The sequence below is a fragment of the Exiguobacterium sp. ZWU0009 genome (genome assembly GCF_000798935.2).
Classification (GTDB): domain Bacteria; phylum Bacillota; class Bacilli; order Exiguobacteriales; family Exiguobacteriaceae; genus Exiguobacterium_A; species Exiguobacterium_A acetylicum.
In genome coordinates this window covers 2,012,200-2,026,295 of sequence record NZ_CP018057.1, presented here as the reverse complement: position 1 = coordinate 2,026,295, position 14,096 = coordinate 2,012,200, and the positions used below count along the sequence as shown (strand labels likewise).

16 protein-coding genes are annotated in these 14,096 nt (G+C 46.6%); all 16 read left to right on the top strand.

Annotated elements, in window-relative coordinates:
- The 16 genes from fliQ to frr all read left to right on the top strand — a co-directional run bounded on the left by fliQ (position 1) and on the right by frr (position 14,055).
- A complete protein-coding gene (fliQ, locus tag L985_RS10700) occupies positions 1–273 on the top strand; it encodes a flagellar biosynthesis protein FliQ (RefSeq protein ID WP_023468705.1) in 273 nt (90 codons plus the stop codon).
- Complete coding sequence (gene fliR / locus L985_RS10695) at positions 270–1,037, top strand: flagellar biosynthetic protein FliR (RefSeq protein ID WP_047393821.1); 768 nt, start codon at positions 270–272, stop codon at positions 1,035–1,037. The genes fliQ and fliR overlap by 4 nt, the downstream gene beginning before the upstream one ends.
- A gap of 3 nt (positions 1,038–1,040) precedes the next feature.
- Positions 1,041–2,132 (top strand): flagellar biosynthesis protein FlhB, encoded by a 1,092-nt coding sequence (flhB, locus tag L985_RS10690; RefSeq protein ID WP_047393823.1) that lies wholly within the window; start codon positions 1,041–1,043, stop codon positions 2,130–2,132.
- A 14-nt stretch (positions 2,133–2,146) separates the two neighbouring features.
- The gene (gene flhA / locus L985_RS10685) at positions 2,147–4,171 is read left to right on the top strand and encodes a flagellar biosynthesis protein FlhA (RefSeq protein ID WP_029342058.1); all 2,025 of its coding nucleotides are present in this window, start codon (positions 2,147–2,149) and stop codon (positions 4,169–4,171) included.
- Positions 4,172–4,174: 3 nt separating this feature from the next.
- The gene (locus L985_RS10680; protein WP_029342057.1) at positions 4,175–5,218 is read left to right on the top strand and encodes a flagellar biosynthesis protein FlhF; all 1,044 of its coding nucleotides are present in this window, start codon (positions 4,175–4,177) and stop codon (positions 5,216–5,218) included.
- Positions 5,215–6,069: a MinD/ParA family protein gene (locus L985_RS10675; protein WP_029342056.1), complete on the top strand. Its 855-nt coding sequence runs from the start codon at positions 5,215–5,217 to the stop codon at positions 6,067–6,069. The genes L985_RS10680 and L985_RS10675 overlap by 4 nt, the downstream gene beginning before the upstream one ends.
- A 21-nt stretch (positions 6,070–6,090) precedes the next feature.
- Positions 6,091–8,094, top strand: coding sequence for a chemotaxis protein CheA (locus tag L985_RS10670; protein WP_047393826.1), 2,004 nt, complete (start codon positions 6,091–6,093; stop codon positions 8,092–8,094).
- Positions 8,095–8,105: 11 nt separating this feature from the next.
- On the top strand, positions 8,106–8,534 hold the full coding sequence (locus tag L985_RS10665) for a chemotaxis protein CheW (RefSeq protein WP_029342054.1): 429 nt from the start codon (positions 8,106–8,108) through the stop codon (positions 8,532–8,534).
- Positions 8,527–9,135 (top strand): chemotaxis protein CheC, encoded by a 609-nt coding sequence (locus L985_RS10660; RefSeq protein WP_029342053.1) that lies wholly within the window; start codon positions 8,527–8,529, stop codon positions 9,133–9,135. Before L985_RS10665 ends, L985_RS10660 begins: the two co-directional genes overlap by 8 nt.
- Entirely contained in the window at positions 9,128–9,610 is a 483-nt protein-coding gene (locus L985_RS10655; RefSeq protein WP_047393829.1) for a chemotaxis protein CheD, read from the top strand. The genes L985_RS10660 and L985_RS10655 overlap by 8 nt, the downstream gene beginning before the upstream one ends.
- A gap of 13 nt (positions 9,611–9,623) precedes the next feature.
- Positions 9,624–10,397 (top strand): FliA/WhiG family RNA polymerase sigma factor, encoded by a 774-nt coding sequence (locus tag L985_RS10650; protein ID WP_047393832.1) that lies wholly within the window; start codon positions 9,624–9,626, stop codon positions 10,395–10,397.
- Entirely contained in the window at positions 10,394–10,837 is a 444-nt protein-coding gene (locus L985_RS10645; RefSeq protein ID WP_158513348.1) for a hypothetical protein, read from the top strand. Before L985_RS10650 ends, L985_RS10645 begins: the two co-directional genes overlap by 4 nt.
- Positions 10,838–10,966: 129 nt before the next feature.
- Complete coding sequence (gene rpsB / locus L985_RS10640; RefSeq protein ID WP_012370721.1) at positions 10,967–11,701, top strand: 30S ribosomal protein S2; 735 nt, start codon at positions 10,967–10,969, stop codon at positions 11,699–11,701.
- 82 nt (positions 11,702–11,783) lie between these two features.
- Entirely contained in the window at positions 11,784–12,665 is an 882-nt protein-coding gene (gene tsf / locus L985_RS10635) for a translation elongation factor Ts (RefSeq protein WP_029342048.1), read from the top strand.
- Between the two features lie 111 nt (positions 12,666–12,776).
- Positions 12,777–13,496 (top strand): UMP kinase, encoded by a 720-nt coding sequence (gene pyrH / locus L985_RS10630; RefSeq protein ID WP_029342047.1) that lies wholly within the window; start codon positions 12,777–12,779, stop codon positions 13,494–13,496.
- A gap of 1 nt (position 13,497) precedes the next feature.
- Complete coding sequence (gene frr, locus L985_RS10625; RefSeq protein WP_023468691.1) at positions 13,498–14,055, top strand: ribosome recycling factor; 558 nt, start codon at positions 13,498–13,500, stop codon at positions 14,053–14,055.
- The last annotated feature ends 41 nt before the right edge of the window (positions 14,056–14,096 follow it).

Sequence of the window (14,096 nt, the reverse complement as noted above, 5' to 3'; positions counted from 1 at the left end):
ATGACTCAAGAAATGATTATTCAGTTGGCAAGTTCTGCTGTCTGGACATTACTCAAAGTATCGGCTCCCTTATTACTCGTCTCGCTCGTCGTCGGTCTGCTCGTTAGTATCTTGCAGGCGACGACACAGATTCAGGAACAGACATTATCGTTCGTTCCAAAGATTGTTGCCGTATTTTTAGCACTTGTCTTCTTTGGACCTTGGATCATGCAGGAGCTACAGACCTTTACGATTGATCTATTCAAGCAAATCGCTGAGGTTTCCCGAAAATGACATTACTTTCTTTCCTGAGTGTTTTTCTGCTCGTCTTTGGACGGATCGTCGGTTTTCTCGTTGCGGCGCCTTTGTTTTCATCAAGACAATTACCAGCGCAACATAAATTAGCACTTGCGGCAGGTCTTGCTTACTTTGCGAGCTACGCCGTGAAGACGGACGTTCGTGTAGAAGACTTCGATTTTTTCTTTCGGATGGGAACGGAAGTCTTAGTGGGTCTAGCTCTTGGCTTACTTGCCAGTTTTTTATTGTATGCCCCACAAATCGCGGGTTCGATCATTGATTTACAGATGGGTCTTGCGATGGCTTCCGCTTATGATCCGATGTTTGGCGGACAGTCACCCATCATCGGACGATTTTATTACATGCTGACGTTACTCGTCTTGCTCGCTTCTGATATGCATCTCATTTTACTGGACGGCATCTACACGAGCTTTCAGATCTTTCCGCCGGGTAGTCTGATTGCGGTATCAGGAGACGCTGGAATGAGCCTTGTCATCCGTGTCGTCGGTCTTGCGATGTTGACTGCCTTACAAATGGCGATGCCACTTGTCGTTTCACTCTTTTTAGTGGATCTCGCACTTGGTTTCTTAGCGAAAACGGCACCTCAATTTAACATTTTTGCGATTGGTTTTTCCGTCAAACTGTTGATGGGATACGCGATTCTGTTTTTATTAGCAGGTGCAACGATCACAGGAATCGGTCGATTCGTTCCATTGTTGCAAGATGTACTTGCAGATGCCATTCGATTACTAGGAGGTTAAGGAATGCATTCATATCGATTACGCCTTGACCTTCAGTACTTCGCTGGTGAGAAGACGGAAAAGGCGACACCTCGAAAACGAGATGACTCGCGTAAAAAGGGACAGGTTGCAAAATCAGCCGATTTAACGAGTAGTATCATGTTATTCGCGATGTTTCTTGTTCTCTATTTTTTCGGTCCATTTCTAGGACGGCGCTTCGTACTCGTCCTACAAGATGGTCTCAGTGCAAGTCAAGTTCTGCAAGCTGTTGAAGAGGGACGAATCGAACAGATTTTAGTCGAGATGCTGATTCAGATGGGAATTCTCGTCGCACCGTTTTTCTTAACAGCGGTCGTCATCGGGATCCTTGGCAACTTCGTTCAGATTGGTGTGCTCTTAAGTGGTGAGGCGATTCAGCCAAAACTAGATCGCATTAACCCGCTTCAAGGCGTCAAACGGATCGTTAGCGTTAAAGCACTCGTCGAGTTTTTGAAATCCGTTTTTAAACTGTTAGTCATCGGTGTCACGAGTGGCACTGTTCTGTGGAATAACAAGGTCGAGATTTCGAGGCTGACTTCGGAACCGATCGGCGATGCGTTAGCTATCATTGGTCATTTAACATTTTTGCTCGGTTTGTCGGTCAGTATCGCCTTGATCGCGTTAGCCATTCTGGACTTCGCTTATCAAAAATTTGATTTTGAAAAGTCGATTCGAATGAGTAAACAGGATTTAAAGGATGAGCATAAGAACACGGAAGGTGACCCTCAAATCAAAGGAAAGATTAAACAACAACAACGGGAGATGGCGATGCGGCGGATGATGCAAGAAATACCGAATGCCGACGTCGTCATCACGAACCCGACCCATTATGCGGTAGCGATTCAATACGATGACGGAAAACATATGGCACCGATCGTCGTTGCAAAAGGCGTAGATGCTGTCGCGTTCCGGATTCGGGAGAAGGCGACAGCAGCTGATGTCCCGATTGTTGAAAATCGTCCGCTGGCGCGGGCGTTGTTCGCTCAAACAGAGATTGGTATGGCAGTGGATGAAACGTTCTATCAGGCGCTCGCTGAAACACTCGCCTTTGTCTATCAACTGAAACAAGCAAAATGAAAGGATGAAGCATCATGAGTATATCAACACGAGATTTAACGGTTCTGCTAGGCGTCATCATGATCGTCTTCATGCTCGTCATTCCACTGCCCGCTATCATGCTCGATTTTTTAATCATCATCAATATCTTAATTGCTTTGATGGTATTACTCGTTGCGATGAATGCCAAAGAGGCACTTGAGTTTTCTGTATTTCCGACGTTGTTATTGATCGTGACTCTATTTCGTCTGGCACTTAACGTCTCGACGACACGGGCGATCCTATCAAACGGAAATGGTGGCGAAGTTATCGAGGCTTTCGGTAGCTTTGTCGTCGGCGGTAAGCCGCTCGTCGGTTTCGTCGTCTTCTTGATTCTCGTCTTGATCCAGTTTCTCGTCATCACAAAGGGTTCAGAACGAGTCTCGGAAGTGTCGGCACGTTTTACGCTTGATGCGATGCCCGGAAAACAGATGGCAATCGACGCCGACCTGAACTCCGGTATGATTGACGAATTACAAGCCCGGACTCGTCGTCAAAAAATCCAATCGGAAGCAGACTTTTATGGGGCGATGGACGGGGCCTCGAAGTTCGTTAAAGGAGATGCGATCGCTGGTATCATCATCGTCATCATTAACTTGATCTTCGGAATGATCATCGGTGTCGTCCAGCAAGGCTTACCGATAGCGGAGTCAGTCGAACTATATACGTTACTGACAGTCGGGGACGGTCTCGTCAGTCAGATTCCAGCACTGTTGATTTCGGTTGCGACCGGGATCATCGTCACGCGCTCGACATCCGACGGAAACCTTGGTGAGGATGTCATCGGTCAATTGACACGCACACCATTACTTGTCGGAATCGCGGCTGGAGCAATCTTCTTACTCGGACTATTCACAGCGATTCCCGATTACGTCACGATGCCGATTGCAGCGTTATTTGGCTTCTTCGCTTGGCGAATAAAGCAGACGACGAAGACGATGCAAGAAGAGGTCGCTGTCGAGGAAGCGCCGAGCGAAAACTTGCGTTCGAGTGAATCGGTCATTTCTTTACTGAACGTCGATACGATTGAATTTGAATTCGGTTACGGTTTGATTCCACTCGCTGATGAAGCGCAAGGTGGCGATTTACTCGATCGTGTCGTTATGATTCGTCGGCAGCTAGCACTCGAACTTGGATTCGTTCTACCGACTGTTCGGATTCGTGATCACCTGCAGTTATCACCGAACCAGTATCGAATCAAGATTCGCGGAAGTGAGATGGCAAGTGGTGAGCTATTGCTTGATCATTATTTAGCGATGAGCCCAGGGGTCGATGATCCAGAAATTCGAGGCATCGAGACGGTTGAACCAGCATTCGGTATGCCGGCACTCTGGATTGATGAACAGACACGGAGCCGAGCAGAGATGTCAGGCTATACGGTCGTTGATCCACCATCCGTCGTTGCGACACATTTAACGGAGCTCTTGAAGAAACATGCAGCTGAGTTACTCGGTCGAGAAGAGACGAAACAGTTGGTTGATCATTTGAAGGAATCCCATCCGATTTTGGTCGAGGAAGTAACACCACAACTGTTATCAATCGGGGAACTTCAAAAAGTATTCGTTCAATTATTAAAAGAAAAAGTCTCGATTCGAAATCTACCATTGATTTTTGAAACGCTCGCGGACTATGCAGCTGTGACGAAAGACAGCGAACTGCTTGCTGAATATGTCCGTCAATCCTTATCGCGTCAAATTACGGAACAAGTCATGCAAGGAGATGTCTTACATGTCGTGACGGTCTCAAGTGAGATGGAACTGGATATCCAGTCGGCCATCCAAAAGACGGAGTTCGGAAATTATTTAGCGCTTGATCCCGAAAAGGCGACACGTTTCATCGAGACGTTACAGGAGCGAGCAACGGAATTCGAACGGTACGGGGCGCATCCGATCATCCTGACTTCTCCAAGTATCCGGATGTTCGTCCGTCAATTGACAGAACGGTATTTTCCAGATATTCCGATATTGTCTTATAACGAATTAATGCCGACGATTGAAGTTAAGAGTATTGGGGTGATTTAAGCGATGATAGTCAAAAAAGTCACGGCGGATTCCGTTAGCGAAGCCATGGAACGCATCAAACGCGAACTCGGTAACGATGCCATCATATTAAATACTCGCCATATTAAAGTGGGCGGATTCTTTGGCTTATTTGCGAAGAAAAAAGTGGAACTGGTTGCATCGGTGGATGAACATGTGTCGAACGAACCGATCGTCTCGAAGCAAACAACGAGTCGGAAGGACATTGTGGAAACCATCCAACCGATCCCAGTGCGTCCGACGATCGTTACGGTCGGCGAACGACCATTGCCAAAAGAATTGCGACATTATGCGCCGCTGTTGGCAGAACCAGCGTTACAACAAGTGTCTGAACGATTGCATGAGCGATTACTAACTGCGTACTATCAAACGCAGCAAACGGAATTAACCGATCTCTTGACGGAAGAAGTGAAGTCGGCATTGCGCGTGACGCCGTCGACTGCACGTTATGTCATGTTAACAGGACCAACTGGCGTCGGAAAGACGACAACCATCGCTAAACTCGCTGCGCATCATACGCTCATTAAAAATCAACGAGTCGGTCTCATCACAACCGATACATACCGGATCTCAGCGATTGAACAACTGAAGACATATGCCGACATATTAGGTATTCCGATTCATGTTGCATACGACCTGGAAGATTTCGAACGAGCGAAGCAGGCGCTAACGTCATGCGACATCGTACTTGTCGATACAGCGGGACGGAATTTCCTTGACGAAGCATATGTAGAGCAATTACGAAGTCGTCATGACTTTGAGGATACGGATGTATTTTTAGTTCTTAGTTTGACATCGAAATATCGAGATTTATTACAGATCCACGATCGTTTCAGTAAGATTCCCTTATCAGGGATCGTATTTTCGAAAGCAGATGAAACAAGTGAACTGTGGTCGATGTTTGGGCTTATGACAGAGACGGAGTTACCAATCTATTGCGTGACAACGGGTCAAGAAGTGCCAGAAGACATCACGTTCGCTACGGCGGATGAGTTATCCCGAATGATCGTCGAGAGAGGGATGAGATGATGCGAGAAGATCAAGCACGTGTCTTACGATCAAAAGTGACCGTCAAGGAAACGAAGACGATTGCCATCGTGAGTGGAAAAGGTGGCGTCGGAAAAACGAATGTCGCGGTGAATCTTGGCGTGGCATTATCGTTACAAGAAAAACGAGTACTCTTGATTGATCTTGATATCGGGATGGCGAACATTGGTATTCTATTCGGTAAATCATCGAAGTCATCCTTGATGGAATGCGTCAAACGACGAGAATCACTCCAGCACGCAATCGTTGAACAGTCTCCATCCCTTCATTTCATTCATGGCGGGAGTGGATTTGCGGAACTGACGAATCTGACGAAGGAGGATGTCGTGTTCCTACTGCGGGAATTCCAATTTTTCTATGAGTATGATTTTGTGTTGCTCGATTTAGGAGCCGGCGCCAACCATCAGACGTTTGATTTTATCAGTAGTGCAGACGAAGCCTGGTTGATCGTCACGCCAGAGCCGACTTCAATCATGGACGGTTATGCGTTCGTCAAACTGGCACACCATCATGCGACGGATCTTCCGATTTCCGTCGTCGTCAATCGGGCGACGAATGGTGGAGAAGCACTTGAAACGTTTGATCGACTGGCGCTCGTCAGCCAACAATTTTTACAAAAACCACTGCGCTTTACCGGTTTTTTGCCGGAAGATCCGGCAGTCGTCAAAGCAGTCAAGGCACAGATGCCATTTTACTTGATGGATCGAACGAGTGACGTCAGTTGGCGACTCGATCATATCACGACGTCTCTAACAGGTGTACAAGTCAAAGAACGGAAGTTTTTAGATCGATTGTTACATCGTCTGAAAAAACGAAAAGATCATGTCCGTTAAGATTAAAGGAGGGTATCAGTCATGGACTTAAATGAATATGTGGGGTTGTTCCTCGATGAGTCGATGGAGCATTTACAAGCTATTAACACAAGCTTATTGGTTTTTGAAGAACGATTAGACGATGAAGCGGTCATCGATCAAATTTTCCGTTCTGCCCATACGCTAAAAGGAATGGCAGGAACGATGGGATATGATGCGATCGCTGATTTGACGCATGAGATGGAGAGTGCCCTTGATTTAGTCAGATCAAAGAAACAACCCGCTACAGCTGAGTTGATCGATGTCCTATTCGTTGCTGCTGAGCAACTGGAAACGATGGTAGAAGACATCAGTCGCGGTGGAAAAGGGAAACTTGACGTTACGGAAACAGTGAGACGATTACAGCAGTTCATTCGTCCCGAACAAGAAGAGATCATTTCGGTTACGCCATCAACTGCACCATCAACATTCGAATGTGATGTCTATTCGGAAGCGGTCGTCAAACAATCGATTGCGTCCGGTTATCAAGCCTATATCGTCCAAGTCGAACTTTCAGCAGACGTCATCTTAAAAGCGGCACGTGTTTACATGGTCTTTGATCGTTTACAACAGCTCGGAGATGTCATTTTGTCGAATCCGACATCTGATGAACTGGAGCAAGAACATTTTGAGACGTCATTCTCTGTTTTATTCGTGACGCAACAAGAGCAATCGGTCATTCAAGAGGCGGTTGCCTCGGTTTCTGAAGTCGCAATAGTAACGATGGACGTGTTCGAAGCAACGCCAGAAGCAGAGGTGGCGACATCCACCCTTCCACAGGAAGTGCCGGTTGCGACATCAGTACCTGCACCAACAGCTTCACCGGAATCACCAGAACAGACAGATCTATCTGTGCCTGTCGCTTCGAAAACGATTCGTGTCAATCTCGAGCGGATTGATCGTTTGATGAATCTGTTCGAAGAGTTCATCATCGACCGCGGACGTTTGGAGCGTATTGCAGCAGAAGTCAGCTCGCCGGAATTGACAGATACGGTCGAACGGATCAAACGGGGCACGAACGAATTGCAATCACTCGTTTTAACGTTACGAATGATGCCGATCGAACAAGTATTCAATCGATTCCCACGAATGGTGCGTTCCGTTTCGAAGGATGTCGGAAAACATATCAAACTACACATTACGGGTGCTGAGACGGAACTTGATCGCACAGTCATCGATGAGATTGGTGATCCACTTGTCCACTTGATCCGTAATGCGATCGATCATGGAATTGAAAACAAAGCGGAACGGATTTTAGCGAATAAGCCGGTCGAAGGAAATCTTTCGCTTCGTGCCTACCATTCAGGAAACCGAGTCTTCATTGAGATTGAAGATGATGGAGCAGGTATCAATCACGAACGTGTCACACGGATTGCGATTGAAAAAGGATTGATCACAGAAGAAGAAGCGATGCAATTAACGATCGAAGAGGCTTCGATGCTGTTATTCGCACCTGGTTTCTCGACGGCAGAAGAAGTCACGGACTTGTCTGGTCGTGGTGTTGGTCTCGACGTCGTCAAATCGAAGATCGAATCATTGGGTGGAGAAGTGTTCGTTGAGACACGCCGCGGAGAAGGAACGATTTTCCGTATCAGTTTACCATTGACGCTCTCGATCATCTCAGCCATGCTAGTTGAGCTCGGACAAGAAACGTATGCAATTCCACTGACTGCCATCATCGAGACGACATCTTTACGTAAATCGGCGATCCTGCAAGCGCACCGGGAAAAAGTATTTGATTTCCGTGGACAATTGGTTCCACTTATTTCGCTGAATGAAGTTTACGGATTGCCACAACATGAGGCAGAAGCCTATTCGGTCGTCGTCGTCCGGAGTGGCGAAAAATTAGCAGGATTGATCGTATCCGAATTGATCGGTCAACAGGAAATCGTCATGAAGCCACTCGGTAGTTATCTAGAAGGCATCCGTGCCATTTCTGGCGCGACGATTCTTGGAGACGGACAAGTCGCATTGATCATTGACAGCAATGCACTATTACGGAAGTGAGGGGAACGAAGATGGAACAAAAATGGGTTGTTTTTCAATTAGAAGATAATGCATACGGTATTGATGTACAGTCTGTTCGTTCAATCGAACGGCTCATCCCGATCACACGGATTCCGAACGCTGCATCCTATGTCAAAGGAGTCATCAATTTGCGAGGTGTCGTCACCCCCGTGATTGACCTGCGTGCCCGTCTTGGATTCGAATTAATGGAAGAAACGGAAGAAACACGCATCATCATCGCCACTTTGGAGCATGGGGACGCTGGATTCATCGTCGACCGGGCAAACGAAGTCGTCGAATCAACGGATGTTCGGATTGAACCGCTCAGTGAACAAAAGCAGGAGGATGCCTCGTATTTGACTGCAGTCGCAAAAGGCGATCAGCAATTGTTTTCGTTGATTGAACCGAATCGCTTATTTGAGGACATCGTTCATGCTTAATCCGAACGAACGGGACATTTTACGGGAAGTCGGCAACATTGGAGCTGGTCACGCAGCGACAGCACTTTCGACCTTACTTGGACAACCGATTGAGATCGAAGTACCTTCCGCTGAACTTGAGGATTTCACGACGATCATCGAGCGAAGTGGAGGGGCGGAAACGTATACCGCTGGTGCATTGTTACGTTTTTCTGGCGATATTCAAGCAACGTTACTTTTTTTGATGCCACTTCGTGATGCAGAGAAGCTCGTGAGCCAATTGATGCAGACGGAATTCCACTTTTTTTCCGATTCCCACGAAATGGGGGTTTCTGCTTGGGAAGAAATTGGGAATATTTTAATAGGAGCATATGCTCGGGCTATCTCCGATTGGCTTGATTTATCGTTACATGTCAGTGTTCCTGCATCAGCGTTTGATATGGTTGGTGCGTTACTTGAAGTAGCCTTACTTGAATCAACGACCCCAGGCAATATGGCTGTCTATATCGACACGCATTTGTCTAGTGCAGGAAACGATTTGACTGGACATTTACTTTTGTTGCCTGAAGCTAACGCCTTTCAGACGGTCTTCGAACGATTGGGTGTGGACTTGAATGGATGAAATCGTACGGATTGGGATTGCGGAGTACGCCATCAGTAAACGCCCCGTCATTTTACGGACGGCGGGTCTTGGATCGTGTGTAGGCGTCGTCATCTATGACCAGGAACGAGGGTTATCGAGTATGGCGCATGTCATGTTGCCTGATTCAGCGATCAGTCGGAATCGGGAGCTTGAAGTCGGAAAGTTCGCGGATACTGCAATTCTAGAGGTAGCCCGCGAATTACGAGCAAGTGGAGCCATCCGATTACGTGCGAAGATTGCGGGTGGGGCTCAGATGTTTCAATTTAAGTATGAACATGAATCCATGCGGATTGGTGAGCGAAACATCGCTGCGGTCAAAGCAATGCTTCAACAAGTCAAAATTCCACTCGTTGCCGAAGATATTGGCGGCACGAATGGACGAACGATCGAGTTCCACTCACAATCAGGGCGTCTCGTCATCCGGACGGTGAATGTCGGGACGCTGGAAATCTAGAGGAGGAATGGTCATGCGTGAGGAATTACAACAACTTTGGGATCGATGGCTGACCACACGCGATATTGCGGTGGCAGACCTGTTACTTCACAATTATGAACCACTTGTTCAATACCATGTTCAGCGTTTAAGTGCGACGTTGCCTAAAAGTGTCGATCGAGACGAGTTGAAAAGTTTAGGGATGATGGGATTGTACGATGCGCTTCAAAAATTCGATCAAAATCATAATAATAAATTCGACACGTATGCCGCCTTTCGGATTCGAGGAGCTATTTTAGATGGGCTTCGTAAAATCGATTGGTTACCACGTTCCTTACGGGAAAAAGCAAAACGGGTCGAGGCAGCCGTCGAGATCCTTGAACAATCTTTGCAACGGACGCCGACGTTAGACGAGGTCTCTTCCATCGTCGACATGACACCGGACGAGGTCAAGGGTGCTTTAGCAGAAAGCTATTTTGCGAATGTATTATCGATCGATGAAGCAGTCACGTTACAGGATGAGGGGAAGGCGATGACCGTTTCCTATTTAGATCCAGATACTGCTACACCGGAAGATATGTTATTAATGCGTGAGTTGATTGCTAAACTGGCAGAGGAAGTAGAGGGGTTATCCGAAAAAGAACAACTTGTCGTCTCGTTGTTCTATTATGAAGAATTGACGCTTACTGAAATTGGTGAAGTCCTCGGGCTCTCGACTTCCCGTATTTCACAAATCCATTCAAAAGCGCTTCGGAAGTTGAAGAATGCGCTCGGAAGTGCCTACTTAGCAGATCGTGTCGCCATGTGAAAGGAAGAATTATGACTGTCGTTTATATTTTATTAGCTGCTTTAGTTTGTTATGCGCTGCTGGTGTTATTTCGCCAGCAGGCAGCGCTTAAAGACCGGATTATCCGGTTGGAACGTGAAAAGAATGAGACGGAACAAGTGTTGCTTCATTTCATGGAGAACGTCAACGCTATGACGGAGACATCCGTAAATGAAGCGAACGAACAGGTTGATCAAGTACCGGACGTGTCTCCACAGATGGTGGAGGCGGCTACATACGAGAAATCGGAAGCCGTCGAAATCGAGCGATCCATTTCAAAAGAACCACCGTTAACAGATGTCAAGCAGGCGCTACGAGAAGGAGCGGATCTTGAGACGCTTGCGCGGTCTTTAAATCGCGGGACGGGCGAGGTTGCTTTGATTGCTAAACTTTCTCATCAAACGAAGGTTGCCCCTCGGTAATCTTTATGCTATATTAGTCTACGGTGTTAATTACGCACGCATGTATCGCCAGCTGCGGTGCCTTTAATAGGTTAGCTGGACAGACGATCATCGCGGAGGACATCCAAAACCCAAAAGGAGGAATTCATCATGGCAGTAATCTCGATGAAACAATTGTTAGAAGCTGGTGTACACTTCGGTCACCAAACACGCCGTTGGAACCCAAAAATGGCAAAATACATCTTCACAGAACGGAACGGAATCTACATCATCGACCTTCAAAAAACGGTCAAAAAAGTAGACGAAGCATACAACTTCATCCGTGAAGTAGCGTCTGAAGGCGGAAACGTTCTTTTCGTTGGTACGAAAAAACAAGCTCAAGACACTGTGAAAGAAGAAGCGATCCGTGCAGGTCAATACTTCATCAACGAACGTTGGTTGGGTGGAACCCTCACGAACTTCTCTACAATCAAAAAACGTATCAACCGTTTGAAACAACTCGAAAAAATGGAAGAGAACGGTACATTCGAAGTTCTTCCTAAAAAAGAAGTCATCATTCTTAAAAAAGAAATGACTCGTCTTGAGAAATTCCTCGGCGGTATCAAAGATATGCCAGGCGTTCCGGATGCACTCTTCATCGTTGACCCACGCAAAGAGCGTATCGCGATTGCAGAAGCACACAAACTCAACATCCCAATCGTTGCGATTGTTGATACTAACTGTGATCCAGACGAAATCGACTACGTCATCCCAGCGAACGACGATGCGATCCGTGCAGTCAAATTGCTCACTGGTAAAATGGCTGACGCAATCCTCGAAGTTAAACAAGGCGAAGATAACGTAGCACCTGAAACTACTGAAGAAGTAGTAGCAGACGCTGAGTAATTCGTGATGCCAGGTGATAAAGGGAATCGACCTTTTATCACCTTTTTTTTGAAACTAAGGATGTTATAAGGAGGAATATCGAATGGCTATTACAGCAGCAATGGTTAAAGAACTTCGTGAAAAAACAGGTGCAGGTATGCTCGACTGCAAAAAAGCACTCGTTGAAACTGACGGTGACATGAACGCAGCAGTAGATTTCTTGCGTGAAAAAGGGATCGCTAAAGCAGCAGCAAAAGGCGATCGTATTGCAGCTGAAGGATTGACTGCAGTTGCAGTTGACGGCAACAAAGCGGCACTCGTCGAAATCAACTCAGAAACAGACTTCGTTGCGAAAAACGAACGTTTCCAAACACTCGTTCAAAACATCGCAGACGCTGTTCTCCGTAACGGTTCTGAGACAGCAGAAGCTGCTCTTGCTTCTGAATACGAAGCAGGTAAAACAATCGACACATACATCTCAGAAGAAGCTTCAACAATCGGAGAGAAAATCTCACTCCGTCGCGTAGCGCTCTTCACAAAAGCAGATGACGCAGCATTCGGTTCTTACCTCCACATGGGTGGACGCATCGGTTCAGTCGTCGTTATCGAAGGTACGACAGATGAAACAGTTGCAAAAGACGTTGCAATGCACATCGCAGCAGCACGTCCACTTTACGTTGACCGTACTTCTGTCACAGAAGAAGAAAAAGCACGTGAAGAAAAAGTCCTCACTGAGCAAGCATTGAACGAAGGAAAACCAGCTAACATCGTTGAAAAAATGATCGTTGGTCGTATGAACAAATTCTTCGAGGAAATCTGCCTCGTCGATCAAACGTTCGTTAAGGATCCAGACTTCAAAGTTGGTAAATATGTAGAATCTAAAGGCGGTAAAGTCGTGTCATTCGTACGCTTCGAAGTTGGGGAAGGTATGGAAAAACGCGAAGAGAACTTCGCTGAAGAAGTTATGAACCAACTTAAAAAATAAGAATCGGGATCATCCTGATGACAAGAGAAGGAACACGTATGCTTCAATCCACTTTCGTGTGGAAGTGGTTCGTGTTCCTTTTTTACGGAATTTAGCAAGGGGGACATAGTCATGCAACCGAAATATAACCGGATTGTGTTAAAATTGAGCGGAGAAGCGCTCGCAGGAGATCAAGGGTTTGGGATCAATCCTGTCATCGTCAAATCTATCTCGGAACAGATTCGCGAATTAGTTGAATTGAACGTTGAAGTAGCGGTCGTCGTCGGAGCTGGAAACATTTGGCGTGGCAAAACAGGTGCAGAACTTGGGATGGACCGGGCCAACGCCGATTATATGGGGATGTTAGCGACAGTCATGAACTCGCTTGCGCTTCAAGACAGCTTAGAAGATGTAGGTGTCGAAACTCGCGTTCAAACATCAATCGAGATGCGCCAAGTAGCAGAACCGTACATTCGCCGCCGTGCGATGCGTCATCTTGAAAAAGGACGCGTCGTCATCTTTGCAGCAGGTACAGGGAACCCGTACTTCTCGACAGATACGACAGCTGCTCTTCGTGCAGCTGAAATTGAAGCAGAGGTCATCTTAATGGCGAAAAACAACGTCGATGGTGTGTACTCAGCTGACCCGAATGTTGATCCAGAAGCGAAGAAATTCGAAACGCTCTCTTACTTGGATGTCTTAAAGGATGGACTTCAAGTCATGGATTCTACAGCAACATCACTTTGTATGGACAATGACATCCCGCTCATCGTCTTCTCGTTGATGGAAGAAGGTAACATCAAACGTGTCGTCATCGGTGACGAAATCGGGACAATCGTAAGGGGGAAATAATATGTCAAAAGAAATCTTAAAACAAGCCGAAGAACGGATGGAAAAAGCACATCTTTCACTTAAGAAAGAACTTGCGACACTCCGTGCAGGTCGTGCGAACGTTGCGATTTTAGATCCCGTTCAAGTCGAATACTACGGGTCACCGACACCGCTCAATCAAGTAGCGAACGTCAACACACCAGAAGCACGTCTGATCTTGATCACTCCATGGGATAAATCAATGGTCAGCGAGATTGAAAAAGCGATTCAACGTGCTGATCTTGGTCTTGCGCCATCATCTGATGGTACGGTCATCCGTCTTGCGATTCCACCACTAACGGAAGAGCGCCGGAAGGAACTCGTCAAACTCGTCAAGAAGTATACGGAAGAAGGTAAGGTTGCCCTCCGTAACATTCGTCGTGATACGAACGAGCAGTTAAAGAAACAAGAAAAAGATGGTGCATTGACAGAAGATGATTTGCGTGGATACACAGAAGATGTTCAGACGTTGACAGACAAGTTCGTTAAACAACTTGATCAGACAGCAACGGAAAAAGAACAAGAAATCATGGAAGTATGACGCGACGGATCGTCATGGGGGGGACTCTTTGTCACACGAAG

Excerpts from the sequence above, each read along its gene's own strand:
- fliQ (WP_023468705.1), top strand. The coding sequence starts at position 1 with ATGACTCAAGAAATGATTATTCAGTTGGCAAGTTCTGCTGTCTGGACA.
- fliR (WP_047393821.1), top strand. The coding sequence starts at position 270 with ATGACATTACTTTCTTTCCTGAGTGTTTTTCTGCTCGTCTTTGGACGG.
- flhA (WP_029342058.1), top strand. The coding sequence starts at position 2,147 with ATGAGTATATCAACACGAGATTTAACGGTTCTGCTAGGCGTCATCATG.
- L985_RS10655 (WP_047393829.1), top strand. The coding sequence starts at position 9,128 with ATGGATGAAATCGTACGGATTGGGATTGCGGAGTACGCCATCAGTAAA.
- flhB (WP_047393823.1), top strand. The coding sequence starts at position 1,041 with ATGCATTCATATCGATTACGCCTTGACCTTCAGTACTTCGCTGGTGAG.
- L985_RS10660 (WP_029342053.1), top strand. The coding sequence starts at position 8,527 with ATGCTTAATCCGAACGAACGGGACATTTTACGGGAAGTCGGCAACATT.
- frr (WP_023468691.1), top strand. The coding sequence starts at position 13,498 with ATGTCAAAAGAAATCTTAAAACAAGCCGAAGAACGGATGGAAAAAGCA.
- L985_RS10680 (WP_029342057.1), top strand. The coding sequence starts at position 4,175 with ATGATAGTCAAAAAAGTCACGGCGGATTCCGTTAGCGAAGCCATGGAA.
- L985_RS10665 (WP_029342054.1), top strand. The coding sequence starts at position 8,106 with ATGGAACAAAAATGGGTTGTTTTTCAATTAGAAGATAATGCATACGGT.
- pyrH (WP_029342047.1), top strand. The coding sequence starts at position 12,777 with ATGCAACCGAAATATAACCGGATTGTGTTAAAATTGAGCGGAGAAGCG.
- L985_RS10650 (WP_047393832.1), top strand. The coding sequence starts at position 9,624 with ATGCGTGAGGAATTACAACAACTTTGGGATCGATGGCTGACCACACGC.
- rpsB (WP_012370721.1), top strand. The coding sequence starts at position 10,967 with ATGGCAGTAATCTCGATGAAACAATTGTTAGAAGCTGGTGTACACTTC.
- tsf (WP_029342048.1), top strand. The coding sequence starts at position 11,784 with ATGGCTATTACAGCAGCAATGGTTAAAGAACTTCGTGAAAAAACAGGT.
- L985_RS10675 (WP_029342056.1), top strand. The coding sequence starts at position 5,215 with ATGATGCGAGAAGATCAAGCACGTGTCTTACGATCAAAAGTGACCGTC.
- L985_RS10670 (WP_047393826.1), top strand. The coding sequence starts at position 6,091 with ATGGACTTAAATGAATATGTGGGGTTGTTCCTCGATGAGTCGATGGAG.